The organism is Clostridium sp. Marseille-Q5894, assembly GCF_946902305.1.
GTDB lineage: Bacteria > Bacillota_I > Bacilli_A > Erysipelotrichales > Coprobacillaceae > Thomasclavelia.
The window spans coordinates 82,405-109,376 of sequence record NZ_CAMPPT010000004.1 but is presented as its reverse complement, the minus strand read 5'-3'; the positions used below and the strand labels follow the sequence as shown (position 1 = coordinate 109,376).

General features: G+C 28.9%; 24 protein-coding genes. 22 read left to right on the top strand and 2 right to left on the bottom strand.

The annotated features are described in order from the left end of the window. Positions 1-52: 52 nt before the first annotated feature. Positions 53-625, bottom strand: coding sequence for a phosphate propanoyltransferase (pduL, locus tag OC535_RS07630; protein WP_024721796.1), 573 nt, complete (start codon positions 623-625; stop codon positions 53-55). Between the two features lie 300 nt (positions 626-925). Between pduL and gltB the strand changes: the two genes are divergently transcribed. Both gltB and OC535_RS07620 read left to right on the top strand, forming a co-directional pair. Continuing rightward, entirely contained in the window at positions 926-5,437 is a 4,512-nt protein-coding gene (gltB, locus tag OC535_RS07625; protein ID WP_498823525.1) for a glutamate synthase large subunit, read from the top strand. 2 nt (positions 5,438-5,439) lie between these two features. Further along, positions 5,440-6,921 carry a glutamate synthase subunit beta gene (locus OC535_RS07620; protein WP_498823524.1) on the top strand — a complete coding sequence of 494 codons (1,482 nt, stop codon included), beginning with the start codon at positions 5,440-5,442 and terminating at the stop codon, positions 6,919-6,921. 495 nt (positions 6,922-7,416) lie between these two features. On the opposite strand, the gene OC535_RS07615 is transcribed toward OC535_RS07620, so the two are convergent. Beyond that, positions 7,417-7,929 carry a ferritin gene (locus tag OC535_RS07615; protein WP_024721794.1) on the bottom strand — a complete coding sequence of 171 codons (513 nt, stop codon included), beginning with the start codon at positions 7,927-7,929 and terminating at the stop codon, positions 7,417-7,419. Between the two features lie 271 nt (positions 7,930-8,200). Between OC535_RS07615 and cdaA the strand changes: the two genes are divergently transcribed. The 20 genes from cdaA to OC535_RS07515 all read left to right on the top strand — a co-directional run bounded on the left by cdaA (position 8,201) and on the right by OC535_RS07515 (position 26,775). Then, a complete protein-coding gene (gene cdaA, locus OC535_RS07610; protein ID WP_024721793.1) occupies positions 8,201-9,028 on the top strand; it encodes a diadenylate cyclase CdaA in 828 nt (275 codons plus the stop codon). Next, on the top strand, positions 9,012-10,427 hold the full coding sequence (locus OC535_RS07605) for a CdaR family protein (RefSeq protein ID WP_227052433.1): 1,416 nt from the start codon (positions 9,012-9,014) through the stop codon (positions 10,425-10,427). The genes cdaA and OC535_RS07605 overlap by 17 nt, the downstream gene beginning before the upstream one ends. 13 nt (positions 10,428-10,440) lie before the next feature. Further along, entirely contained in the window at positions 10,441-11,790 is a 1,350-nt protein-coding gene (gene glmM / locus OC535_RS07600) for a phosphoglucosamine mutase (RefSeq protein WP_024721791.1), read from the top strand. Between the two features lie 74 nt (positions 11,791-11,864). Further along, on the top strand, positions 11,865-12,518 hold the full coding sequence (locus tag OC535_RS07595; RefSeq protein WP_024721790.1) for a response regulator transcription factor: 654 nt from the start codon (positions 11,865-11,867) through the stop codon (positions 12,516-12,518). After that, a complete protein-coding gene (locus OC535_RS07590) occupies positions 12,518-13,831 on the top strand; it encodes a HAMP domain-containing sensor histidine kinase (protein WP_498823523.1) in 1,314 nt (437 codons plus the stop codon). Before OC535_RS07595 ends, OC535_RS07590 begins: the two co-directional genes overlap by 1 nt. 49 nt (positions 13,832-13,880) lie before the next feature. Then, on the top strand, positions 13,881-14,357 hold the full coding sequence (locus OC535_RS07585; protein WP_498823522.1) for an LURP-one-related/scramblase family protein: 477 nt from the start codon (positions 13,881-13,883) through the stop codon (positions 14,355-14,357). A gap of 1 nt (position 14,358) precedes the next feature. Further along, positions 14,359-15,711: an MATE family efflux transporter gene (locus tag OC535_RS07580; RefSeq protein WP_498823521.1), complete on the top strand. Its 1,353-nt coding sequence runs from the start codon at positions 14,359-14,361 to the stop codon at positions 15,709-15,711. A gap of 164 nt (positions 15,712-15,875) precedes the next feature. Further along, positions 15,876-16,550, top strand: a complete 675-nt coding sequence (locus tag OC535_RS07575; protein WP_498823520.1) for a LytR/AlgR family response regulator transcription factor — start codon at positions 15,876-15,878, stop codon at positions 16,548-16,550. A gap of 294 nt (positions 16,551-16,844) precedes the next feature. After that, a complete protein-coding gene (locus OC535_RS07570; RefSeq protein WP_498823519.1) occupies positions 16,845-17,135 on the top strand; it encodes a hypothetical protein in 291 nt (96 codons plus the stop codon). A 66-nt stretch (positions 17,136-17,201) separates the two neighbouring features. Further along, positions 17,202-19,337, top strand: a complete 2,136-nt coding sequence (locus tag OC535_RS07565) for an ATP-binding cassette domain-containing protein (protein ID WP_498823518.1) — start codon at positions 17,202-17,204, stop codon at positions 19,335-19,337. A 1-nt stretch (position 19,338) separates the two neighbouring features. After that, entirely contained in the window at positions 19,339-21,153 is a 1,815-nt protein-coding gene (locus tag OC535_RS07560; RefSeq protein WP_498823517.1) for an ATP-binding cassette domain-containing protein, read from the top strand. Between the two features lie 44 nt (positions 21,154-21,197). Then, positions 21,198-21,635: a hypothetical protein gene (locus tag OC535_RS07555; RefSeq protein WP_498823516.1), complete on the top strand. Its 438-nt coding sequence runs from the start codon at positions 21,198-21,200 to the stop codon at positions 21,633-21,635. Between the two features lie 153 nt (positions 21,636-21,788). After that, the gene (locus tag OC535_RS07550) at positions 21,789-22,046 is read left to right on the top strand and encodes a hypothetical protein (protein ID WP_498823515.1); all 258 of its coding nucleotides are present in this window, start codon (positions 21,789-21,791) and stop codon (positions 22,044-22,046) included. Next, the gene (locus OC535_RS07545; RefSeq protein WP_024721784.1) at positions 22,021-22,392 is read left to right on the top strand and encodes a hypothetical protein; all 372 of its coding nucleotides are present in this window, start codon (positions 22,021-22,023) and stop codon (positions 22,390-22,392) included. The genes OC535_RS07550 and OC535_RS07545 overlap by 26 nt, the downstream gene beginning before the upstream one ends. A gap of 391 nt (positions 22,393-22,783) precedes the next feature. Beyond that, the gene (locus OC535_RS07540) at positions 22,784-23,251 is read left to right on the top strand and encodes a GNAT family N-acetyltransferase (protein WP_498823514.1); all 468 of its coding nucleotides are present in this window, start codon (positions 22,784-22,786) and stop codon (positions 23,249-23,251) included. Between the two features lie 640 nt (positions 23,252-23,891). Then, positions 23,892-24,005, top strand: a complete 114-nt coding sequence (locus OC535_RS07535; RefSeq protein WP_498823585.1) for a recombinase zinc ribbon domain-containing protein — start codon at positions 23,892-23,894, stop codon at positions 24,003-24,005. 39 nt (positions 24,006-24,044) lie between these two features. Then, positions 24,045-24,482, top strand: a complete 438-nt coding sequence (locus OC535_RS07530; RefSeq protein ID WP_498823513.1) for a DUF4368 domain-containing protein — start codon at positions 24,045-24,047, stop codon at positions 24,480-24,482. A gap of 123 nt (positions 24,483-24,605) precedes the next feature. Further along, on the top strand, positions 24,606-24,812 hold the full coding sequence (locus tag OC535_RS07525; protein WP_498823512.1) for a hypothetical protein: 207 nt from the start codon (positions 24,606-24,608) through the stop codon (positions 24,810-24,812). Between the two features lie 1,151 nt (positions 24,813-25,963). Further along, positions 25,964-26,314 carry a hypothetical protein gene (locus tag OC535_RS07520; RefSeq protein WP_498823511.1) on the top strand — a complete coding sequence of 117 codons (351 nt, stop codon included), beginning with the start codon at positions 25,964-25,966 and terminating at the stop codon, positions 26,312-26,314. Positions 26,315-26,382: 68 nt separating this feature from the next. Further along, a complete protein-coding gene (locus OC535_RS07515; protein WP_498823510.1) occupies positions 26,383-26,775 on the top strand; it encodes a hypothetical protein in 393 nt (130 codons plus the stop codon). Positions 26,776-26,972: the final 197 nt, after the last annotated feature.

Genomic DNA, 26,972 nt, shown 5'->3' with positions numbered 1-26,972 from the left:
TATAACATAATTCGACAATAATTTAATAAAATAAAAAAAGCCAAAGGCTTTTTTATTTTACGATTGTTCCATATACTTCTCTACCACAACCAGCTGCATTAGATTCATCTGTATCAATATGCATTGCAGTAGCATAATTTTCACTTACACGGCAAACTACATCACCAAAGATTAATGAACGACCTTCAGTATCGATTTTAACACTAACGATTTCCTTATCTTCAACACCAAATTCTTTAGCATCAGCAGGTGTCATGTGAATATGTCTTTTAGCTGCGATTACTCCACAAGGAATTTCAACTTCACCAGCAGGACCGATTAATTTACAACCTGCAGTTCCTTCAATATCTCCAGATTCTCTAATTGCCGCTTGAAGTCCTAATGAACGAGCATCAGTTAAAGATAATTCAACTTGAGTAGCATTACGTGTAGGACCTAAAACAGACATTTTTTGTTCTCCTTTAGTACCAACAACAGTTACTTTTTCAACACATGCAAATTGTCCTGGTTGTGAAAGATCTTTTTTGTTTGTTAATTGATATCCCTTTCCAAATAATGTTTCTAAGTCTTCATTTGATAAATGAATATGTCTTGCAGAAGTTTCAACGATAAATTTTTTAGCCATAATTATTCTCCTTTTTCCTTTATATATATTACTCTTTTTGTGGCTGTTTTCAAGAATTTTGTAATAAATTGAAAAAAAAATAAAAAATTTAAAAAAATATATTAGAAAAATTTATTAAAATAGTAAAATTATATTATTACAAAACATAAAATTTATCATTTTTAGACCAAAAAAGGGTATTTTCAAAGGTTTTATTTTAAAAAATATCAAAAAATTTAGTAAAAAGCTAAAAAGTAAACATCTCTTTACACAATTGTCTAAATAGTGTATTATGAGTCTACACTAAAAGGGGGAACCTATATGAAAGAGAATGAAAATCTAGGATTATATGACAAATCTTTTGAACATGACAATTGCGGGATTGGTGCAGTTGTTAATATTAAAGGTGTTAAAACGCATATTACCGTTAGCAATGCATTAAAGATCGTTGAACAATTAGAACATCGTGCTGGTAAAGATGCAGCTGGTGAAACTGGTGATGGAGTGGGAATCTTGACTCAAGTACCATACAGTTATTTTAAAAAATCAATTACACAATTCACATTACCACAAGAAGGAAAATTTGGAGTAGGAATGTTATTCATGCCAACAGATGAACACCTTCGTAATCGTGTTAAAAAAATGTTAGAGACAATTGTTTCTAAAGAAGGAATGGAATTTATTGGATGGCGTGAAGTTCCAACTGTACCTAAAGTATTAGGAAAAAAGGCACTCGATGCAATGCCTTCTATTTGGCAATGTTTTATTAAAAAACCGCATGGTGTTGAAAAAGGTATCCAATTCGATAGAATGCTTTATCAAGTACGAAGAATATTTGAACAAAGTAATTTCAATGATACTTATGTATGTTCTTTTTCATCACGAACAATTGTATATAAAGGAATGTTTTTAGTAGGTCAATTACGTTCATTTTTTAAGGATCTTCAAGATGAAGAATATAAAAGTGCAATAGCACTAGTACATTCACGTTTCTCTACTAATACTATGCCATCTTGGCAAAGAGCGCATCCAAATCGTTTCATTGTTCATAATGGGGAAATCAACACGATCAAAGGTAATGCAAATAATATGTTATGTCGTGAAGAAATTATGAATACAGATTTATTAGATACTAATAAAGTGTATCCTGTTGTTGATATCAACGGTTCAGATTCCGCAATGCTAGATAATACTTTAGAATTTTTAGTAATGTCAGGTATGGAGTTGCCTCGTGCTGTGATGATGTGTATTCCTGAACCATATGATAATGATAAAAGTATGTCACAATCTAAGAAAGATTTCTATGAATATAACTCAACATTAATGGAACCATGGGATGGACCTGCTTCAATTCTATTTAGTGATGGAGAAGTTATGGGGGCAGTACTTGATCGTAATGGATTAAGACCATCACGTTACTATATTACTCGCGATGACTACTTAATTTTGTCTTCAGAAGTAGGAGCATTAGATATTCCTGCTGAGGATATTGTTGTAAAAGATCGTTTGCGTCCTGGTAAAATGTTATTAGTGGATACAAAAGCTGGTAAATTAATTGAAGATGATGATTTAAAGGAAAGTTATGCACATAAACAACCATATGGAGAGTGGTTAGAAAGTAATTTAATTAAGTTAAAAGATATGCGAATCCCAAATGCTCGAGTGGAAAGATATCAGGGAGATGAGTTAACTAAATTACAAAAAGTTTATGGATATAGTTATGAAGATGTCAACACATATATCAAAAAGATGGCGCTTGATGGTAGTGAAGAAGTTGTAGCTATGGGGAATGATTCACCACTTGCAGTATTATCAAAACAGCATCCGCCACTATTTAACTATTTTAAACAGTTATTTGCGCAGGTTACTAATCCACCAATCGATGCGATTCGTGAAGAAATTATTACATCTACGGCATTATGTATTGGAACAGAGGGAAATATTTTGACAGATAATGAGAAAAATTGTCGGTTATTAAAAATTGATCATCCAATCTTAAGCAATACAGATCTATTAAAAATCAAGAATATTAAAAAAGAAGGTTTTAAAGTAGCCGTTTTATCAATTTTATATTATAAAAATACTTCACTTGAAAAAGCCTTAGATAAATTATTTGTCGAAGCTGATAAAGCATATCATGCTGGAGCTAATATTTTAATTTTATCAGATCGTGGTGTTGATGAAAATCATGTTCCAATTCCTTCTTTATTAGCAGTTGCTGCGATGAATCAACATTTAGTAAATACTAAAAAAAGAATGTCTGTGGCTTTGATCTTGGAATCAGGAGAACCACGAGAGGTTCATCACTACGCAACTTTAATTGGATACGGTGCTAGTGCAGTTAATGGTTATTTAGCCCAAGATACGATTTTTGAATTAGTCGATGAAGGTTTATTGGATAAAGATTACTACGCTGCTGTTGAAGATTATAATGATGGTATTTTGCATGGAATAGTTAAGATCGCTTCTAAAATGGGAATTTCAACGATTCAATCATATCGTGGTTCACAAAATTTTGAAGCAATTGGTCTAGCTAAAGATTTTGTTGATAAATATTTCCCTAAAACAGTAACGAGAATAGAAGGAAAGACGATCAAAGATATTGAAGATGATGTTGACTATCGTCATAGTAAAGTTTATGATCCTTTAGGATTAGATGTTGATATTACATTAGATAGTCGTGGTGATCATAAAGAACGCAGTGGTAAAGAAGAACACTTGTATAATCCTCAGACTATTCATAAATTACAATTAGCTACTCGTAATGGTGATTATAAATTATTTAAAGAATATTCAGCGATGATCAATGAAGAAGGAAAAGATTTAAATCTTCGTGGTTTATTGCAATTCAAGAAAACTAAAGCTATTTCAATGGATGAAGTAGAAAGTGTCGATAGTATTGTTCAGCGTTTTAAAACAGGAGCAATGTCTTATGGATCAATTTCTAAAGAGGCTCACGAAACAATGGCAATTGCCATGAATCGTTTGAAAGGTAAATCAAACAGTGGTGAAGGTGGCGAAGATCCAGAACGTTTTATTCCTGATAACAATGGTGATAGTAGATGCTCAGCGATTAAACAAGTTGCTTCAGGACGCTTTGGGGTTACTTCTGAATATTTATGTTCAGCTAAAGAAATACAAATCAAGATGGCTCAAGGAGCTAAACCTGGTGAAGGTGGACAATTACCAGCAGGTAAAGTCTATCCATGGGTTGCTAAAACTCGTCATAGTACGCCGGGAGTAGGGCTTATTTCACCACCACCACATCATGATATTTATTCAATTGAGGATTTAGCACAATTAATTTATGACTTAAAGAATTCTAATAAAGATGCGCGGATTTCTGTTAAATTAGTATCTGAAGCTGGAGTTGGTACAGTAGCTGCTGGGGTTGCAAAAGCGGGAGCAGGAGTTATTTTGATTTCTGGTTATGATGGAGGAACTGGAGCAGCACCTAGAAACTCAGTGTATAATGCAGGATTACCTTGGGAACTAGGGTTGGCTGAAGCTCATCAAACTTTAATTATGAATGATTTACGGGGTCGCGTAGTTTTAGAAACAGATGGAAAACTAATGACTGGTCGTGACTTAGCGATTGCAACCTTGTTAGGAGCAGAAGAATACGGTTTTGCTACAGCTCCTCTTGTAACGATGGGATGTGTAATGATGCGTGTTTGTAACTTGGATACATGTCCAGTAGGTGTGGCTACGCAAAATCCAATCTTAAGAAAACGATTTACTGGAAAGCCTGAATATGTTGAAAACTTTATGCGTTTTATTGCTCAAGAGTTGCGAGAATACATGGCTCAGCTTGGTTTTAAAACAATTGATGAAATGGTTGGACGTAGTGATTTATTAGAAGTACGCCAGGGTGTTAATAATATTGATTTATCACGAGTTATTAATAATCCATTTATAAAAGCTAAAGAAACTCATCATAATCCAAAAAATAGTTATGATTTTGAATTAGAAAAAGTTAAAGATACAACAGTTTTATTAAAAGAGTTTAAAGTGGCTTTAGAAAATAATCAAAGCAAAGAGATTCATGTTGATATAACTAATATAGATCGAACATTAGGAACCCTATTTGGTTCAGAGATTACAAAACGATATAAAGATACTTTAGATGATGATACATTTAAAGTAAACTGTTATGGTTCTGGAGGACAAAGTTTTGGAGCCTTTATTCCAAATGGTTTAACATTATCACTTCATGGTGATAGTAATGATTATTTTGGTAAGGGATTATCAGGTGGAAAATTAGTAGTAGTTCCACCAGAGAATTCAAATTTTAAAGCTGAAGAAAATATAATTGTGGGAAATGTTGCTTTATATGGAGCAACATCTGGTGAAGTATATATTAACGGTGTTGCTGGTGAGCGTTTTGCGGTAAGAAATTCTGGAGCGACTGCTGTTGTTGAAGGTGTTGGAGATCATGGCCTTGAATATATGACAGGGGGGCTTGTAGTTGTACTTGGTGAAACAGGACGAAATTTTGCAGCCGGAATGTCTGGCGGAATTGCCTATGTTTATGATCCAAACAATCGCTTATATGCTCGTATTAATAAAGAGCTAGTATCATATACTACAGTGACTAGTAAATATGATGAAGAAGAGTTAAGAAGAATTGTTCAGAAACATTATGATCACACTAGATCTAATGTTGCTAAGAAAATTTTAGATAATTTTGGCGAACAAGTATCATTATTTAAAAAAGTTGTACCACACGATTATAAACATATGATCGAGTTGATTAAATATTATGAAAAACAAGGCTTAAGCAGTGAACAGGCTAAAGTTGAAGCATTTAACGAAGCTAGAAAGGGGGCATAACCATGGGTAAACCAACTGGATTTTTAGAAATTGACCGTCAAGTAAGCAAAGCGGTTGAACCAAAGAAAAGAATTCAAAATTTTAATGAGTTTCATAAGCATTTAAGTAAAGATGAACAGGCTTGTCAAGGAGCACGTTGCATGGATTGTGGTGTACCATTTTGCCAGTCTGGAAAAGAACTAGAAGGTATGGTTTCTGGCTGTCCGTTAAATAACTTGATTCCTGAATGGAATGATCTTGTTTATCATAATAATTATAAACAGGCACTAAGCAGATTATTAAAGACTAATAATTTTCCGGAATTTACTTCAAGAGTATGTCCAGCATTGTGTGAGGCAGCTTGTACATGTGGATTAAATGGTGAACCTGTAACTGTTAAAGAAAATGAGCATGGAATTATTGAGGATGCGTACGCTAAAGGTTTGATGAAACCTTGTCCACCAACTCATCGTATTGATAAAAAAATTGCGATTGTTGGATCAGGACCTGCTGGTTTAACTGCTGCTGACCAATTAAATAAGCGCGGTTATCAAGTAACAGTTTTTGAACGTGATGATCGGATAGGGGGATTATTAATGTATGGTATCCCTAATATGAAATTAGAAAAAAGTGTTATAGATTGTCGCATCAGTATCATGAAAGCTGAAGGTGTTACTTTTAAAACTAATTGTGCAATTGAAGATAGAAAACAGGTTAAAGAATTATTAGATAATTTTGATCGAGTAATTTTAGCTTGTGGTGCTCGTAAACCGCGAGATATTGATGTTCCAGGACGTAAAGGTAAAGGAATCTTGATGGCTGTTGACTATTTAACGGCTGTAACTAAGTCTTTATTAAATAGTGATTTAAAAGATAAAAATTTTGCTTCTACAAAAGATAAACATGTACTTGTAATTGGTGGGGGAGATACAGGTAATGATTGTGTTGGTAGTGCGATTCGTCTAGGCTGTAAAAGTGTTACTCAATTAGAAATGATGCCTGAATTACCAGAAATTAGAAGTGAGAATAATCCTTGGCCGCAATGGCCAAGGGTCAAGAAAACAGATTATGGTCAAGAAGAAAGTATTGCTGTTTTCAATCAAGATCCGCGTATTTATCAAACTACTGTTAAAGAGTTTGTTTTAGATAAAGATGGACATGTAAAACAAGCTGTAATTGTGTCGTTGGAGCCAAAAGAAAATAAAACAACTAAACGGGTAGAAATGGTACCCGTAGCTGGTAGTGAAAAAGTTATTCCTGCTGATTTAGTTTTAATTTCAGCTGGATTTGTGGGATGCGAAGATCATGTGGCAAAAGCGTTTAACGTTTCTTTAAATCCTCGCGGTAATGTTGTAAGTAATCACAATTACCAAACAAATATTAAAAATTTATATGTTGCAGGTGATATGCGTCGAGGTCAATCTTTAGTTGTTTGGGCAATTAGAGAGGGACGAGAAGTTGCTAGAGCTGTAGATATAGATTTAATGGGATATAGTAATTTATAATTATAAAAATGTCTGTAATTTTCACAGACATTTTTAATTTTGTGATAAAGATAAGATTAATTTGAGATTATTGTTTAATGGTATGATTTTTATGGATGATCATCTTTATTTAGGGAGGTAACAATAAATGGAATATTTATCGTATCATCTAATAATAATCCGCGAAGCGTTGAATGAAGTATTTAGGCTGAATTTAGATAGAGAATAATATTAGCTAAAGTTCTCAATAAAAGATTTCAAAATGACATTTCCATACAACCTTTTTAAAGATGCGAACCTCCTTGTTTATCAAGGACTTTCGCATTTTTTTATGTTCTAACTGTCGAATTCAAGGTTATAATATTTAGATGTAAAAATTAAGAACTATAATAAATTTTATGATAGTATATATGTAATTTGTGAAAAGAAGATAATATGAATAAAAATTAGTATTTAAAAAGATGTAATTCCAATATAGTTTATCTAACTAAGCTAAGAATTACATCTTTTCATTTTTTATAGTGTTAAAGAAGGAGCGCTATATACACGATTAGCTAATTCACTATCAAGCATGTATAATCCTTTAGGATCATTTCCAAATAAATCAAATTTAGTAATCATATCATTAGCATTAGTTTCTTCTTCACCTTGTTCTTTAACAAACCAATCAAGGAATTGCATCGTTCTAAAATCTTTGATTGAATAAGCAGCATCATAAAGATTATGAATTAAACTAGTTACATATTCCTCGTGTTCTAATCCCTCAACCAAAGGATCTTTTAAGGCATTAAGATTTTTATCAGGCTTGTCAATAGCTTCTAAGATTACTCTTTCATTGTTGTTTTGTAAATATTGAACAAATAACATCGCATGATCTCTTTCTTCCTGAGCTTGGATATTATACCAATTTGCAAAACCATCTAATCCTTTATCTTTATAAAAATTTGCGAAATCTAAATAAAGATATGCAGAATAAAATTCTTTATTAACTTGATCGTTTAATAATTCAACTATTTTTTTATCTAACATTTTATTACCTCCTACCATAAATAGTATAAACTTAATTTAATCCAATGTTAATAGAAAAATGTAAAAAAATGCTACATTGTTAATTAGAAACATTTGTAGTTAATGCTAGATCGTATATTAAAAGCTGCTTTGATATAAACTGCTATAGTAAGTTTATAACTAAATAAAATTGTTGTAATTTGCCGACTTAAAGAATCTTAAATATATGATAAAAGATTTTTAATTTATAAATGTTAATGTTATAATAGACCATGAAAGAAGGTGTATTTTGATGCCAATTGTTTCTGCAATTACATTTAATTTAAGTTCAATATTTAATGTGGTTAGAACAATTATTGATTTAATTTTAGTCTGGTACGTTATTTATGTACTGGTTTCAATGATGAGACAAAATATGCGAACAATGCAACTGTTTAAAGGGGTATTGTTGATTTTAATTTTGAAAATGTTTACAAGTTTACTAGGTCTAAGTGCAATGGACTATTTAGTTGATACTGTACTTACTTGGGGAGTGATTGCGGTTATTATAGTATTTCAGCCTGAAATTAGAGGTCTATTAGAAAAGATCGGAAGAACTAAATTAGAGATTAAACATAATAATTTGACAGATGACGAAAAAGAACGATTAATGGATGAATTAGTTAGTGCTATTACAAAGTTGTCTGAGGATCAAACTGGAGCGTTGATCACATTTGAAAGAGAACATACTTTAATTGATTATATCAATACTGGGACAAGAATAAACGCTGATATAAAAGCAGAGTTATTTACAACGATATTTTGGGAAGGAACACCATTACATGATGGGGCAACGATCATAAAAGATGATCGTGTGGTATGTGCAGCGGCTTTTTATCCCCCAACGAATCAGGAATTAAGCCCATTGTATGGAGCAAGACACCGAGCAGCGTTAGGAATTAGTGAAATAACGGATTCTTTGACAGTCGTTGTATCTGAAGAGACAGGAACGATTTCATTTGCAACTGATGGAAAATTGCGGAAAATTCCACGCAAAGAGTTACGTGCTTCTTTGGTTAATGAGCTGGATTGGTTTAATACAAAAGAAAAGGATGGTGAAAAAGATGTCAAAAAAGGATAATCAAAAACCATCAATAAAAAAGGATTCTACAACTGACTTTTTTTTAAATTTTATAACTCGCCAAAAATCTGAAAATAAAAAGAATGATAAACCGGTAGTTACTAAAATTAATGAAGATTCATTTAGTGTAAAAGATAAAGCTTTTGGAATTATTTATAAAACAGTTAATTCTTTAAATGTTTTTTTAGATCGGATGTTACAATCCAATCTTTCAATGAAAATTTTATCTTTTATTATGGCAGTAGTGTTACTGTTTACAATAAACGGTAGTATAAATAACATTTTTTCTACACCTAATGGGGGTGATTACATCAATGATGTAAATATTGATGTCCAAGGATTACAGGACGATTATGATGTTGTAGGCTTGCCATCAACTGTAAATGTAGCTTTAGTAGGTCCATCATTAGATATCTACACTGCCAAAATAGCTAAGAATTATAAAATTATTGCTGATTTCTCTGGTCTTGGAGAAGGCGATCATACTATAGAGTTGAAAAGTGAAGGCTTTTCTAGTAATTTACAAGTAATGATCGTTCCGCAAACTGTAAATGTTAAAATTACCCAAAAAGTTACAAAGACTTTTGAACTAGGATATAATTTTATCAATGAAGATGAGATGGATAGTAAATATTCTGTTTCTGTAGAGTCAATGGAACATGAACAAGTTGAAGTTCGTGGTTCTCAAGATACGATTGGTAAAATAAATACAGTTAGAGCAGCAATTGATTTAAAAGGTGTTAAAAAAGATTTTGAGAAAAAAGCAAAAATATATGCTTATGATCGAAGCGGTAAAAAACTTGATGTTGAGATTATTCCTAATACAGTCAAGGTACAATGTGATGTTTCTTCATATAGTAAAGAAGTTCCGATCGTTCCTCAATATACAGGACAATTTGAAAGCGGATTTGGTTTAGAGAGTATTACTTTATCTAAAGACAAAGTTAAGATATATGGTAAAGAAGAATTGCTTAATAGTGTTGATAGTGTGTATGTAACCATTGATCTTTCAGGATTAAGCAGTGATAAAAGTTATACAAAGTTAGCAATTACAGGAACCGAAAAAATTAACAAACTGGCCTTTGATACAGTTGATGCAACTTTACGTGTTTCACCTGCAGAGAAAAAAACAATAACAGATATTCCAATTAATATAATTAATAATGAAAATAATTATAAAGTGACTTTTGCTAGTGGACAAGATAAGGTCTCTGTTGAAGTAGAAGCTGTAGAAGCAGAGTTGAATGAAGTATCAATTGCAGATTTTAATGCAATAATTAACTTGGAAGACTTGAAAAGTGGTACTAATACTGTTAAAGTAGATTTAACTTCGAATAAAGGGTATTTGAGCTATAAATTAGTCTCACCTGAAAAAATAACAATTACTTTAAGAAAATAGGAGGAAAAAAGTAATGGGTAAGTATTTTGGAACAGATGGATTTAGAGGGGAAGCAAACGTTGACTTAACAGTTGAACATGCTTATAAAGTAGGGCGCTATCTAGGATGGTACTATTCTCAAAATGGAAAAGCAAAAGTTGCTATTGGTAAGGATACTAGAAGAAGTTCATATATGCTTGAATATGCTTTAGTATCAGGACTTACAGCAAGTGGTGCAGATGTTTATTTATTACATGTAACTACGACCCCTTCAGTTTCATATGTAGTGGCAAGTGAAGATTTTGACTGTGGGATCATGATTTCAGCTTCACACAATCCATATTATGATAATGGAATAAAGATATTAGATGGCAATGGTCATAAAATGGATGCTAGAGTTGAAAATTTAATTGAACAATATATAGATGGATTGATTGATGAATTGCCATATGCAACAAAAGACGAGATCGGATGTGCTTTAGATTATTCAATGGGGCGAAATCGTTATATTGGCTATTTAATGTCTATTCCAACTAGAGCATTTAGAAATTATCGGGTCGGATTAGATTGTGCTAATGGTGCTAGTAGTGCAATTGCAAAAAGTGTTTTTGATGCTTTAGGAGCTAAAACATATGTAATTAATAGTGATCCTGATGGTTTGAATATTAATACTAATTGTGGTTCAACACATATTGAAGTATTACAGCAATATGTTAAAGAAAATGCTTTAGATATTGGTTTTGCCTATGATGGTGATGCTGATCGTTGTATTTGTGTTGATGAATTTGGTCGCGTTGTTGATGGTGATTTAATTTTATATGTTTGTGGAAAATACTTAAAAGATCATGGGGAATTAGCTAATGATACAGTTGTTACGACAATTATGTCTAACTTAGGTTTATATAAAGCATTTGACAAAGAGGGAATTAAATATGAAAAAACTGCGGTTGGAGATAAATACGTTAATGAAAACATGGTGAAAAATGGTCATGTATTGGGTGGTGAACAATCTGGACATATTATTTTTTCTAAACATGCAACAACTGGTGATGGAATTTTGACATCATTAAAAGTAATGGAAGCTGTAATTGAAAGTAAACGAACAATTGCACAATTGATTGAACCAGTTACAATTTATCCTCAATTGATGAAAAATGTTCCTGTACGTGATAAAAAAGAAGCTCAAGAAGATCCTGATGTAAAGGCTGTGATTGCAGAAGTGGAAGCTGCTCTAGGTGATAATGGTCGGGTCTTAGTTCGTGAAAGTGGAACAGAGCCAGTAGTTAGAGTTATGGTAGAAGCTGATAGTGATGAAAAATGTTTGGAAAATGTAAGTAAGATCGTTAATAAGATGAAAGAAAAGGGATTTGTTATAAAAAGATAAAATAACATAATATCACAAAATATTGCCATATAATATGGCAATATTTTATATATATTAAAAGTGAGGTGAAATACATGCAATTTAAAATAAATATAATCGATGATGAAAAAAATTTAAATGATTTAGTAAGAACTTATTTGGAAAAAGAAGGCTATATTGTGTATTCATTTTATACATATGATGAAGCATTAATGCATAAAAATGATGATGTTCATTTATGGTTGATCGATATTATGCTGGATCGATCAAGTGGGTTTGAATTATTTAATGAAATAAAGAGTATTCGTCCTAAGATGCCAATTATTTTTATGTCAGCTCGTGACCAGGAATTTGATCGAATTATTGGATTAGAAAAAGGGTCTGATGACTATATTACAAAGCCTTTTAATATTAAAGAGGTTATTTTAAGAATTAATAATTTAATTAAACGATCATATGATGATCCATCAAAAATTAAAATGGATGGTTATGATATTGATTTAGAAAAAAGAAGGGTTTTTTGTCAAAATGAGGAAATTGTTTTAACAACTAAAGAATACGATTTATTAGTTTATTTTATTACTAATAAAGGATTAGCTATTTCACGTGAACAAGTCCTCAATAAAGTTTGGGATGAAAATTATTTTGGTAGTGATCGTGTTGTTGATGATACTTTGAGAAGACTTAGAAAGAAAATGCCAGAAATCAATGTACGTACGATATATGGATTTGGCTACCGTTTAGACTAATGTTAAAAAAGTTCTCGTTACAAAGGCAATTGATTATTATTTTTTCATTAATAGCATTAGTTGTCTTAGCAATTTTAGTACCTCTTATCAATAAAAATTTAAATAATTTAATTGATAGTCAGATGTTTCAAACATTAGAAACAGCACAACAAGGATATGTTGATTATGGGTATAGCCCAATTGAAAAATCATCAGATAAACAAATTTATCATATGACATATGATGCTGAAAATAACGTGCTAATTCCATCAACAAATATAACATATAAAGAAGCTGAAAAAATAAGTTATGTTTTTAGCGAGTGTTTGTTTGATATGATTGATGATGGTAAGGAGAAGGTTCAGAAAAAAGGTGACTTTTATGGGACTACTGTTTATTATCAAATAACCAAAAAAGATACGAATACATATACTGTTTCTTTAGTTTATAGTGATTATTCAGCAAATCTAATTTCAGCAATAAGACAACAGATAATAAATATCCTTTATGTTTCATTTGCAATTATTGGAGTTGTAATATTTTTATGGGTCAGTAGCTTGATAAAACCTTTAAAAGCAATTAGAAATTATATTGAAGATATAAGAAATGATAAAGAAGGCGAATTAAAAATAGATCGTAGTGATGAAATTGGAATTGTTTCTAATGAACTTGTAGTGATGAAAGAAGAAATAGATCATCAAAGTAAAACTAAAGAGGAAATGATTCATAATATTTCCCATGATTTAAAAACACCGATTGCTTTAATTAAGTCATATTCACAAAGTGTTAAAGATGATGTTTATCCATATGGTGATAAAGATTCATCAATGGATGTTATTATTGAAAATGCTGATCGTTTAGATAGTAAAGTTAAAAGTCTATTATATTTAAATCGTTTAGATTTTCTAAGTAATAAAAATATTGATAATGAAGTAGATATGAAAGCATTGATTGAACATATAACAATTCAATTACAAGGAATGCATCCAGAAATTGAAATAGAAACAGATTTGGCATTTGTTTCTTTTAAGGGTGATGAAGAATGTTGGCGTATCTGTGTAGAAAATATTATTGAAAATGCATATCGCTATGTTAATAGTAAAATAAAAATAATTTTAAAACAAAATTATTTAGAAATATATAATGATGGTGAACCAATTGATAATGAAAACATCGAAGCTTTATTCAAACCATACGAAAAAGGAACCAAAGGACAGTTTGGCTTAGGGTTATCGATCGTCTATAAGACATGTACAATGTATGGATACAATGTAACAGCAGAAAATAAAGATGTTGGTGTTAGTTTTATTATTGAAAGAAATTTAAATGGATAGTTTAGGCTATCCATTTTATGTTAAGATAATCATATATGGAGGTAGAGAGATGAAACTACTATTTAAGCAAAGGCTTTTTTCCTGGTTTGATAGCTATGATATATATGATGAATCGGGAAATGTTGTATATATTGTAAAGGGAGAATTGAGCTGGGGACATAAATTGTGTATCTATGATGCTAATGGTTTACATATTGGTACGATTAAAGAAGAGATATTAACGATTTTACCGCGGTTCAAGATGTTTATAAATGACTGTTATATTGGACAAATAAAAAAAGAGTTCACTTTTTTAAAACCAGTATTTTATTTGGATTGTAATGATTGGCAAATAAGAGGAAATTTTTTACAATGGGATTATGAAATAATTGATAGTAATGGTCTTCTTATTGGAAATATAAATAAAGAAATTTTTAACTTTACTGATACTTATTCTTTAGATATAGTTGATTCAAAAAATGCATTACAGGTATTAATGATCGTTTTAGCTATCGATGCTCAAAAATGCTCAGAGGGAAATCATTAAAATGATTGATGATAAAAATGATTTTGCCCATGGCAGTGTTGTTTGCCATATTATTAATTTGGCAGGACCGATGATCGTTGCACAGCTTATCAATGTTTTATATAACATAATTGATCGTGTTTATATCGGTCGAATACCTGATGTTGCAACTCTAGCAATGGGTGGTTTAGGATTATGTTTACCGTTAATATCCATTATCATTGCCTTTGCAAATCTATTTGGGATGGGTGGAGCACCACTTTGTTCAATTGCAAGAGGTCAAGGAAAAAATCAAGAAGCAGAAGAAATAATGGCTAATTCATTTATTTTACTAGTTATCTTTGGAATCATTTTAATGGTCATTGGCTTTGGTTTTAAAGAAGATTTATTATGGTTGTTTGGCGCTAGCAAAAAGACGCTAAGTTATGCTAATGAATATATGAGCATATATCTATTAGGAACAGTATTTGTTTTAATTGGTTTAGGAATGAACAGTTTTATTAATAGTCAGGGTTTTGCCAAGATCGGAATGTTAACAGTATTGATAGGAGCTGTAGTTAATATTATTTTAGATCCAATTTTTATTTTTTCTTTTAAATTAGGGGTACAGGGTGCTGCCCTAGCTACTATCATTTCCCAATTTATTTCCGCTTTTTGGACTTTATATTTTTTAACTGGAAATAAAACAATACTAAAGTTAAAAAGAAAAAATATGTTTTTACAAAAGAAATATGTAACAAAAATATTTTCTTTAGGAATGGCGGGGTTTATGATGGCTATCACTAATTCGATTGTGACGATTGTTTGTAATGCAACATTACAAACATATGGTGGTGATTTATACATTGCAATCATGACAATTATTAATTCAATTAGAGAAGTTGCCTCTTTACCAGGACAAGGGATGGCTAATGCCTGTCAACCAGTATTAGGTTATAATTATGGAGCTAAAAAATATTCTCGGGTACTACAAGGAATCAAGTTTGTAACTTTAAGTGCCTTATCAATGATGCTGATACTTTGGTTTGCAATAACAGTTTTTCCTGATTTATTTATTAAAATATTCTCTCATAATCAAGAAATAATTAAGGATGGTATAAGAGCATTAAGACTATATTTCTTTGGCTTTTTTATGATGGCTTTTCAAATGGTCGGACAAGCAGCGGCAATTGGTTTAGGTAAAGTTAAACAGGCTATTTTCTTTTCAGTATTTAGAAAAGTTATAATTGTTGCCCCATTAACAATTATTTTACCTGTTTACATTGGTGTAGATGGGATTTTTATCGCAGAAGCAATTAGTAATTTTATCGGTGGTGGAGCTTGTTATATTACGATGTGGCTAACGATTGGCAGAACTTTGAAGAAACAAGTTTGATTGGTCAGAAAAAACAGGCTGATAATTCTTTAGATATAAATATTTATTAAAAGAAACTGTATAAGTGATGTATTGATTAATAAGGTATTTATTGTTTTGTTATTATTTTATTTATGTTAATATATAAATAAAATAATAGTAAGATTGTGGGGAAGAAAAATTATATGATTACAGTAGGAGTAGTAGATGATGAACAAATATTTTGTGAGATGATAAAAGATATTTTATTGCAAAAATTTGACGATATAAATATTCATACATATAATTCAGTAAAACAGCTGGATAAAGATTTTGACTTTATATTAATGGATATCAATATGCCAGATACTGATGGAATTGAGTATGCTAAAAAGAATGAAGATAAAAAAATAATATTTGTAACTTGTCATGATAGTAGATGTAGAGAAGCATTTGGACCAAATATTTATGGGTTTATTGATAAAGGTAATTTAGAGATAGAATTAGTTGAAAATATTTCAAAAATGATTGCGAGAATTGAAAAAAATCGTATTACAGTTGAATTTAAAACAGGTAGAGAAAAAATTAAGATAAAAGTAAGTAAGGTCATATATTGTACATATCTAGGAGATATGAATACTGCTATAATAATCGAGAATAAACAAATAGTAATAAAAAATAAATCTTTTAAGGAAGTATTAGAATTTTTAGGTGATGATTTTATAAGGATCAGTCGAAGAACAGCTATCAATAAAAATAAAATCTCTACTATATCTGATAAAGGTATTTATTTAAAAGGAGAAAAAAGATTATTAAATGTTAGTCGGCGACAAAGAAAGATAGTATTAAAAGCTTTTTTTGAGAGTTTTATGAATGATTGATTAAATGATTTTATTATAGCGATTACCGTTTAATTGTATTTTTGACCGTTAGAACAGGGAAGTAACAATTCCCTGTTTTTTTATGCTATAGTAAAAATAAGGTAATGATGATATAGAATTAAATGGAAATAATAGTTAGTTCAAATTGTTAGGGGGTGAAGTATTTTATTATATAATAATATCAACAATAGTGTTTATTGTTATAGCGAGGTAAATTTATATCATCTATACTAATTTTTAATAATATTAAAAGGAAGGAAATTAATTTATAAAAAAATAGTTAGTAGTTGTTGTATGATGTTGTTTTGTTTGATTGCTACTGTAGGTGTATTTGCGGGTACTGTAACTGTATCGGATACTGAATCATTTGCTGTTGATATGGATAATTATGCTGTTGTAACATTAAGTGGTTCAAGAGATACTTCTACGGATAGATTAAGTAATGTTAAAACTGACAAAAAAATAACTGGTTCAATAGTAGTATCATTTGATCCAATTAGTAGACCTAGTCAATATCGAGCTAACTGCACAGCACATTTTAGATATCAAGGTCTTTATAAAGGATATAGAGATTTAAGTATTTAAAGACTGATAGAAAAGGGAGGAAAATCTCCCTTTTGGTTTAAATATAGTTATAGGGAGGGAAGAAAAGTGATCGAATTAAAAGAAATTAATATATCTTTTGGAAAAAAAGAATGTATAAGAAATGGACACTTTATAGCATATCCTTTTCAAATTACATCGATAATAGGCGAAAGCGGTACAGGTAAAAGTTCTTTACTATATTTAATAGGGATGTTATCTTCAAAAAAACATAAGTATTATTATAATAATCAATTACTTGAATTAGATGAAAAACAAAAATTTGATTTTAGAGATAAGCATATTTCGTTTGTTACTCAAAATAATTTATTGATAGAAACTATTAATGTTGAAAAAAATCTTGAATTTTGTTTTCAACGATCAAATGGATCTTATACTGTAGATGAGTTGTTGGATAAAATAAATTTGACTGATAAAAGAAAAGCAATGCCACGAAATTTATCAGGAGGTGAACGTCAAAGGGTAGCAATTGCGTGTGCTTTAGCTAAAAATTCTGATATTATTTTGGCAGATGAAATAACTTCAGCATTAGATGATAGTAATAAGGAAATCATCATGAGGTTATTTAGGGAGTATGCAAATCTAGGAAAAACAGTAATTTTAGTAACTCATGAAAATGATGTTATTGAAAAAAGTGATCGAATTTATCGTTTAGAACATTTGGAATTAATTTTGGAAAAAGATAATGAACCAAATCAAGAAATAATAAAAGAACAAATCATTAAAAATAAGTCTAGTTTATTAAAAAATTTTGAAATTTTATTTTATTCAAATCGAAAATATAATTGGCGAAGGATATTAATTAGTTTTATTGTTATGATTATGATTTTTATAAGTGCTTCAATTTTTAATCATGATTATAAAAAAACGAATTTTGAGAGTTTCTCTACGAGTGATTTAACTAATGTAAAGTTACTGGCTTTTAGCGATGAAACTGGTTTTTATCATAAAAATAGAGATGCTTTTGGATACGGCATGCATCAAATTATATATCAGCAACCTATTCTTCCATCAATTGTTGAACACTTAAACAAAATTGAACATATAGATAAAAGTTACGATTATTATACATTTGAATATTCTAGTTTGACAGAAAATAATGAGTATAACGATATGAAAATAAAAGTTCTTAGAGATGATCAAGAAATATCTAAACATGAAATTACAGATGAAGATATAGTTGGTTCTAATAGTTATTCGTTTTCAGTTTTACCATATTATGATGAAGATAATTTTGAATCTGATGAAGGGGTATATATAAATACAAATATAGCATATTATTATAATATTGAAATTGGTGACACTTTAGAATTAGAACTTAATGTACCATATGCCATGATTAAATCAAAAGAAGTAATTTCTGGTAATCAAGAAATTACACCAAACGCATATCATTCAGTGACATGTTTGACTGAGCAAGTATCTTATAAAGCAGAGGTACTAGGAATAATTGAATCAAATTCTTCTTTTAATAATGAAATTTATTTACCATGTAATATAATGCAGGAAATGATTGATGAACAAATATCTAGGTATAAAAATAATGAAATTAAAATTAACTATGATACGTATGAAGAATATTCAACAATTGAAGATTTAAAACCTTATGCTAAAGCGATTTTTGTTGATAAAGAAGAAAATGTATTAAAAGTGCAAAATGATATTAATAAAATATCTGATCAAATATTTGCATATAATGAATATCAAAATATACTGGATTTAGAGAGTATGAATAATCAATTAATAAATGATACTTTAAAAACAGCATTATTTGGTATTACAGTTTTTGTTTTTGGAGCATTAATAGTAGAATTTTTATATTTAAAAAAATACAAATCGATTTATATGATGTTGAAATTAATTGGATATAATAATCAAGAAAAAAATAAACTTTTTATTCTACATGGATTATGGCAATTATTAATTGCATTTTGTTTAAGTATGTTAATGTATATTTTCGCTTCAATTCCATTAATTTTAGCAACGATACGCAATCAAAACTATTATGATGTATTATTGGATTTTCCAGAATTATATATAACATATGTGACTTATTCTAAATTCTCATGGCAGCACTTTATTTTCTTTGCTTGTTTTTTAGTGGTAATAATTAGTAGTGTTCATTGCAGTATAAAAATTTTTTATGATAAACAGAATTTGGTTAAATGGGTAAGAGGCAAATAATATGATTGAAATAGAAGGAATCCATTTACAAATTAAAAATCAAGTATTATTAGAAAATGAGAATATAAAAATTTATGAAGATTGTATACATGTAATCACGGGTGAAAGTGGTTCAGGAAAAACAACTTTATTATATGAAATTTCTTTATTATCTAATATATCTAATGCTGTTTATAAATGGAATGAACTAAGAATTGATAAATTAAGTAATAACCAAAGAGCTGAAATCAGGAGAAATCATATAGGTTATGTTTTACAAGATTTAGAACTTATAAGTGAGGAATTATCACTTCAAGATAATATAGATTGTATGTTTGCTTTGATTGGACAAAATTATGATTACGAAAAAGTAAATGAATATATGAAGCAAATGAATTTAAAATGCTCTTTAAGTCAAAAGGTTGATGAAATGTCTCGTGGTGAAAGGCAGCGATTTGCGTTAGTATTAGCATTAATAAAAGATGTTGAACTGATTATTTGTGATGAACCAACATCAGCTTTAGATAAAGAAAATACAATAGAGCTAATGAATTATCTTCATATTATTGCTAGAAAGTATCATAAAATGATTGTTATTGCATCTCATGATAATTATGTAGGAGAAAGAGGAGATTATTTATATAGTATTGAAAATAAACATTTAGTTCAAAAAAAACAACAGGATATTATTAAAGTAAAAGATAATGTTTTAATAAAGAAAGATAGAGATATAGATAATAGGTTTTATAAAGTATATCGAAAAAGTAATCATATGATATTAAAATCAATCATGAAAATAATTTATGCTATTATTATTGTGGTGTTATGTATGGTACCGTTTGCTTTAAATTCTTATTTAGATAAATTAGAACAGTTGTATGATATATATGTAACTAATGAAATAATTGTAGTAAATACCAAAGAATCTCTACCATCTATTTCATACAATGGAGTTAGTCAGATATTTAGTGAAGAACAAATTAATATGTTAAAAGAAATTGAACATATTCAAAGTGTTGATGATTATTGGGAAATGAATGGAATTTTAAAATTTAGTAATGGTAGTGAAGAAGTAACGATTTTACCAAAGCAGAATATTAAAACAGCAATATTTCCAACCTCATTATCAAAAAAAGTTAATAAAGATGTAAAAATATATGCTACATTGAAACTTGAAAGTAAAGAATATAAATTTGAAATACCTATAGATGAATATATAATCAGGGATTATCCGATAAACAAAAATATTTTAAATGAAGCAATTTACCTTCCTTATTCACAGGTAGAAAAGTTATGTAGTCAAAATAATATTACTTCTAGTAGTGCTGTATTAATTAAATGTGATGATTTAAATAATATTGAAAGTACAATTTCACATATTAAAAGATGGCTTCCTAATGCCACTGTTTTTTCAAGTGGAAGTCAGTATAAGAATCAAATTAGAAATATGGAAAATTCTAAACAGTTTATAAATCTATTGAAAATAGTAGTAATTGTAGGTATTGTTTGTATCACATATATAATTCAAATGATGGAAAATAAGAATCGAAATAAAGAAATAGCAAATTTAAGAATAAATGGCATTAGTAAAAAAGATTTTTATAAATTATATTATTATGAAACTAAATACCAATTTCTGTTAGCTGTTATTCTTTGCCTTATTGGTTATATTGGTGTTATAGTTATTTTGGAAGAACAATTTTCAGTTACCGATTTATTAATAGTCTTTACTGAATCTATAATATACGTTTTTTTAACATGCATAATGCCATTACTTATATCAATGAAACAAATTTTTATTAAAGATATTTTTGTAATTCTTAGAGAAGAAGGATAATATATTTGAATACTTGATTATAAAGTTAAGGAGAAACTTGTTTTATGAAAGTTAAACTTATAAATAAAAAGATAGCGATAGGATTACTACTTATATTACTGATTGTTGGTATTAAAATCTATAATAGTAAGTCTGCAAATGAAATTGATAAAAGTTTATGTCACTTTCAATATGGTGTTCGTTATGGTCTTGATGCTCCGGACAATAAGCATACTGTGATAGTAGATATATGTAAAGAAGATAAAAGTAGTAATGTATCATATATAAAGGGAGATTTGGCGGTTTCAAAAGATCGTGTTTATCACGTTTTAAAAACTATTTATTGGCAAAAAGTAGCAAGCAGAGAAGTATCAAATGGTTTAGATGGTGACGAGTATTGGGAAACGTGTGATGTTGAATGGATAGATAATCAACATATTCAAATCAATGGTAGAGTTGTTGATATTTATAAAGGTTATGATTATCGTGATAAGAAAAACTGATAATAATTAAACAGATAGAACGTATTTTTATTTGTTTAAAGTAAAAAGCAATCTGAAATACTTGAACATAAAGGAGTTAACTTTCTTTTAAGTAAAGTAATTGTAAAAAATTGTATAAATGGCAATGTAGATAAAGGAAACGAAATCGAAATTTTGCAAACTGTTATTGATAACAATGAAATAGAAATATTATCATTAGATAAAGATTATGTTTTATTTTTAGAAAAATATCGTGGACCAATTGTTAAAAACGCTTATGTTATCAGTGGCATGAATCTAGGAGTGTTAAAAGTAACGGGAGAAGAAGTTGAATTAAATAAAGTACAGAATGATAATTTTAAAATTTTTAAAAATAATTCTAAAATTCACAAAAGGGAATTGATCAATGAAATATCAAAAAGGATTGAATAAATTTAAACTGCTGATTTTATTTGTTGTTTTTATTTTTTCAGGGTGCAGTTCGGTAAACAATTTAAAATTTAAGAATATTGTAAAGGTTAATGATGTATATTATCAAAAAACATCTGACGTGGTTTCTCTGGATGAATTAGGTCCTGAATTGGGCAAAGTAAAATTAACAACTCCTAAAACTAATGGAAAGTATGAATTTGTTAATTATGAAGCAAGTAAATTAGAAGTTGGAACAAAAATCTATAAATTAGAAAATGAAAATTTTATTGCAGTAGAAATACAGGGTACTGATACGGTTTATCAAAAGTATAAAATAATTTCACCAGATGACATAATTGAAAAATAATCATAATATAAATTATTTCAATAGGCTGATAAATATAGCTAAAAGTACTTTCAAATAAGTTGATTTTATCTTTTTTAAAAAGAAGAAGTTAATTAAATGTGAGGATAAGAATTATAAAATCTATAGGATTACTGCTTGCAATGTTGGTTTTAAAATATGCAATATTCAGCCTGCAAATGAAATTGATAAAAGTTTATGTCACTTTCAATATGGTATTCGTTATGGAGTTTCCAAAACAAAAGGATATTAAGAAATAACCTGTATTTACCTGCTTGCAAAAAATATGATATATAAAAGAATGGCACTTGTAATATAGTGCCTTTTTCTATATTTTAAACAAATTTAATTAGGTAATCGAAAAAGAATGACCGCTTATTTTTCTAGTGATATAATGAAAAACATAGAAAACAATAAATTGGAATTTAGTGAGATAAAAGAAATGGTAGAAATTAGATATGTTCAATCAGAAGATAAAGAATTTTGGTATAGTCTTGATAGTCATTTGCCAGAACAAGAATTTAACAATAAAGTTAGTGATAAAAGAGGATATGTTTTATTAGATGACAATAAACCAATAGGATTGTTGAGATATAATCTTTTTTGGGATAATACACCATTTTGTACAATGTTATTTATTGATTGGAATTATCACAGAAAAGGTTATGGAAAGAAACTTATGGAACATTGGGAAAATGATATGAAATCACAAGGATATGGCATGCTTTTGACATCTACACAGGTTGATGAAGAAGCACAGCATTTTTATAGAAAATTAGGATATAAAGATTGTGGTGGTTTTGTTATAGATGTTCCAGGATATGAGCAACCAATGGAGATGTTTTTAATTAAAGGAATCTAGCAAATTCAATTTGTCGGGAACTGAAAATCCCAGTTTACAAAGGAAACGATGAAGGAGGTAATCTGAAAATACTTAAAAAGTGTCAAAATTGGGTGTGTTGAAACGCAAAAAGGACTCTAAAAAGAGCCAAAAAAATTTTATTCCCATCTAAAAAACAAGTAGCACACCTGCACATTAAGATACAAATCGATGGGTAAATTTGAAATTAATGCCGGGAAGCTTATATAACCACACATATTATAGCACTTACTTTGATAAAAAGAAATGATTGATTTTCATGACTATGTGTGCCTTGTAGCTGCAGGCGGAAAGGAATGTAAGGTTTATATGAATGAACAATCGACCAGAGTTTAACGAAATTAAGTCATATGATGAGTTTATAAAATATTATTGGTATAGAGAAGAATTATCAAAAATATGTAAATAACTCAATGTTTATTATACAGGAACAAAACAGGAGTTAAATTATAATATTAAGGAATATTTTCAAGGCAATTTGATTAGAAAAAAGAAATCACATATTGCTTAAAAGTGTCGTTAAAGAAATTATATTAGATAGTCCATTATTATATTGTGATTTTTATTTTAATACAAAATTTAGAGAGTTTTTTTCTAAGCAAACTGGTGTTGTTCCTTTTAAATTTACAGCAGATATTACGCATGCAGTTTTTATGGACAGTTTGGCAAAGGCTACTGTTCCATGCACTATATCCGTTATGACGTACTTTATGAAGCTGTATTGGAACGATTATAGTATTGGGCGAAGGCTGTTCAGCAGGACGAAGAAAAAGTCTTGAAAAAGATACAGAAAGTCGGCAATGCAGAGCGAATAAGGGAAAAGAAGAAAAAGACAGCCAAGTTAAAGAAAGCTGAAAACCGTCAAAATGAAATTGACCGCTTATTTGCGGAAATGTATGAGGACAGAGCCAGTGAGAAGATAACGGAGCGAAACTTCATTATGTTGTCGGGCAAATATCAACAAGAACAAATCGAGCTGGAAAATGAGATAAAAAACCTAAGAGAAGAATTAAATAAAATGGAGCAAGATATGATTGGTGCTGAAAAATGGATTGAGTTAATCAAGGAATATTCCATACTAAAAGAACTGACTGCACAATTATTAAATGCCATGATAGAAAAAATCTTCATTCATTTGGCAGAAACCAATGAGAATGGGGAGCGAATACAAGAAATCGAAATATATTACCGATTTATTGGCAAAGTCGATTGATAAACAAGAGCAATATTTTTAACTAAGGGAAACAAGTCTTGATGCTCTGGATAATAAGCATACTGTGATAGTAGATATATGTAAAGAAGATAAAAGTAGTAATGTATCATATATAAAGGGGATTTGGCGGTTTCAAAAGATCGTGTTTATCACGTTTTAAAAACTATTTATTGGCAAAAAGTAGCAAGCAGAGAAGTATCAAATGGTTTAGATGGTGACGACTATTGGGAAATGTGTGATGTTGAATGGATAGATAATCAACATATTCAAATCAATGGTAGAGTTATTGATATTTATAAAGGTTATGATTATCGTGATAAGAAAAACTGATAATAATTAAACAGATAGAACATAATTTCTATCTGTTTTTGATAAAATATATGTTTTTATAACAGCTTATATGTTATAAAAACATAAAGAGATGATAATGTTAATAATTAAAAAAAATTGATAATATTTTATTTAATGGTTAAATAGTTTTTATTGTTAGTAATATCGTTATTGAAATTGTATTTTTTGGGATTGGCTTATTATATTTTTAACAGAAAATAATTTTATATTAATATGTTGAAGGACAGCTATTAATAAAAATAAAATTTCTAATGTATTTAGATAAAGGTGTTTATTTAAATGGAGAAAAAGATTATTTAATGTAAGTTGGCGACAAAAAAGATAGTATTAAAAGCTTTTTGAAAGTTTTGTAAATGATTGGTGGTTATATAACGATTACCGTTTAATTGTATTTTTGACCGTTAGAACAGGGAAGCAACAATTCTTTCTTGTTTTTATGTTATAGTAGAAGTATAGAAGTGATTACATAAAAAATTAATATAAACTATGGAATCAAAGAAGGTCATCATAGTTACTACTGTAGGATCTTTGAAAGCTGAAGATTTAATTAATCAATCAGATAAGTTAGGAGGTAAAATATTTATAATATCAAGATTTATTAAATAATAAAGTATATATAGCTATGATAGTGACTGTTATAATAGTAAATCTAAAAATAAATTACTTTATTTTTGGTTTACGATAAATTATAAAAAGAAGTAAAATATATTATCACTAACCTGCTATATGTAGCATTAATAACATTGATATGTTTAAAGACTAAATTTTTTGAATATGATGATGTCATTGTAAATTATGAAAAAATTTAAATAATAATTAATTACTTGTTCAATTAACTAGAGCAGATACCTTACAATATTAAACCAACAGATCATGTTTACCTAAAAACTTGACCTATTCTATTATTATAGTAGTTAGCGGTTATTCTGGACTCCCTAGTTAGGCTGTTGAAGCATGGATAACTGCTGAAAAAATTTTATGAAGTATATGATTCAACGGGATATTTCTTGGGATACAACAAAAACAGAAGCAAAAATTAATGGAAAAAGGCAATTGGTGGATACACAAAAGGAAACTATACTACATTATATCTTGGATAATAATTATCTTAATTAACGGAGAGATTACAAATGAAAATTTATAAGAAGGTTGAATTTTATATATTATTAATTTTAGGTGTCACATTTATAATTTTGATGTTTAAAAAAGCTTTATTGGAAGCAATAGTTCTCATGTTTTTGTTTATTTCGATGGCTATTAAAGATATATGTATTAATGTAAAATTAGATATAGATAATGAAAGAGTTAGAGCAGCTGCCTGGGTTTTATTTAATGATATACTTGGTATATGTTTAACAATTTATAACTTTATTTTTGGGGAGCTTATTATAGGGATAGTGTTAATAATTTTTGTTTTGGTAATTACTTATCAAAGTATCATGATTTTAAAAAATAAAGTAATGATCAAAAAAATCTTATAAAATAATATTAATTAAATCAATCATATCTGTTTTATCATAAACAAATTAAAAAAATGGGGTGAAAAGCGATGAAAAGACAACTGATTATTTTATTGGGAGTTTATGCTGTATTTATGATTAGCGGTTATTTTTGGTGTTTATTAAAAACAGATTCTATTAATCTAATAGAGGTTTTTGTTAAAACGGCTTTATGGTCTATTTTAGGATATGGTTTGTGGTTTGTTTTGGTTGTTTTAGATCGTATTAGTGTATTAAGTAAATTAATTAAAAAATTAGATATGCTTACACCGTGTTTTTTATATGTGTATTTAATATGCTTTTTGGTTGAAGCATTTATTGGACTTTTAATGGTTGTTTTCTTTAAACGTTTTGATTATTCATATACTTATTTTGCGATATTAACTGTCTTACATGCAACAAAGCTTTCTAAAAAGATTATTGATCGTTATCATTATAGCTAGTAGTGTAATGAGGGAAAGATTGTGAAAAAATTTCTGATTTTGATAGATATGTTTTATATAATATGTATTTTAGTTATATTGTATTTGTATATGTGTTATAGCTTAAATAATAATTTGTTATCATTTTCAATGATTTTATTATTAGGGGGAATGATTTTGAATTGGTATTTATGGCATCGATTAATAAAAAAGAAAAA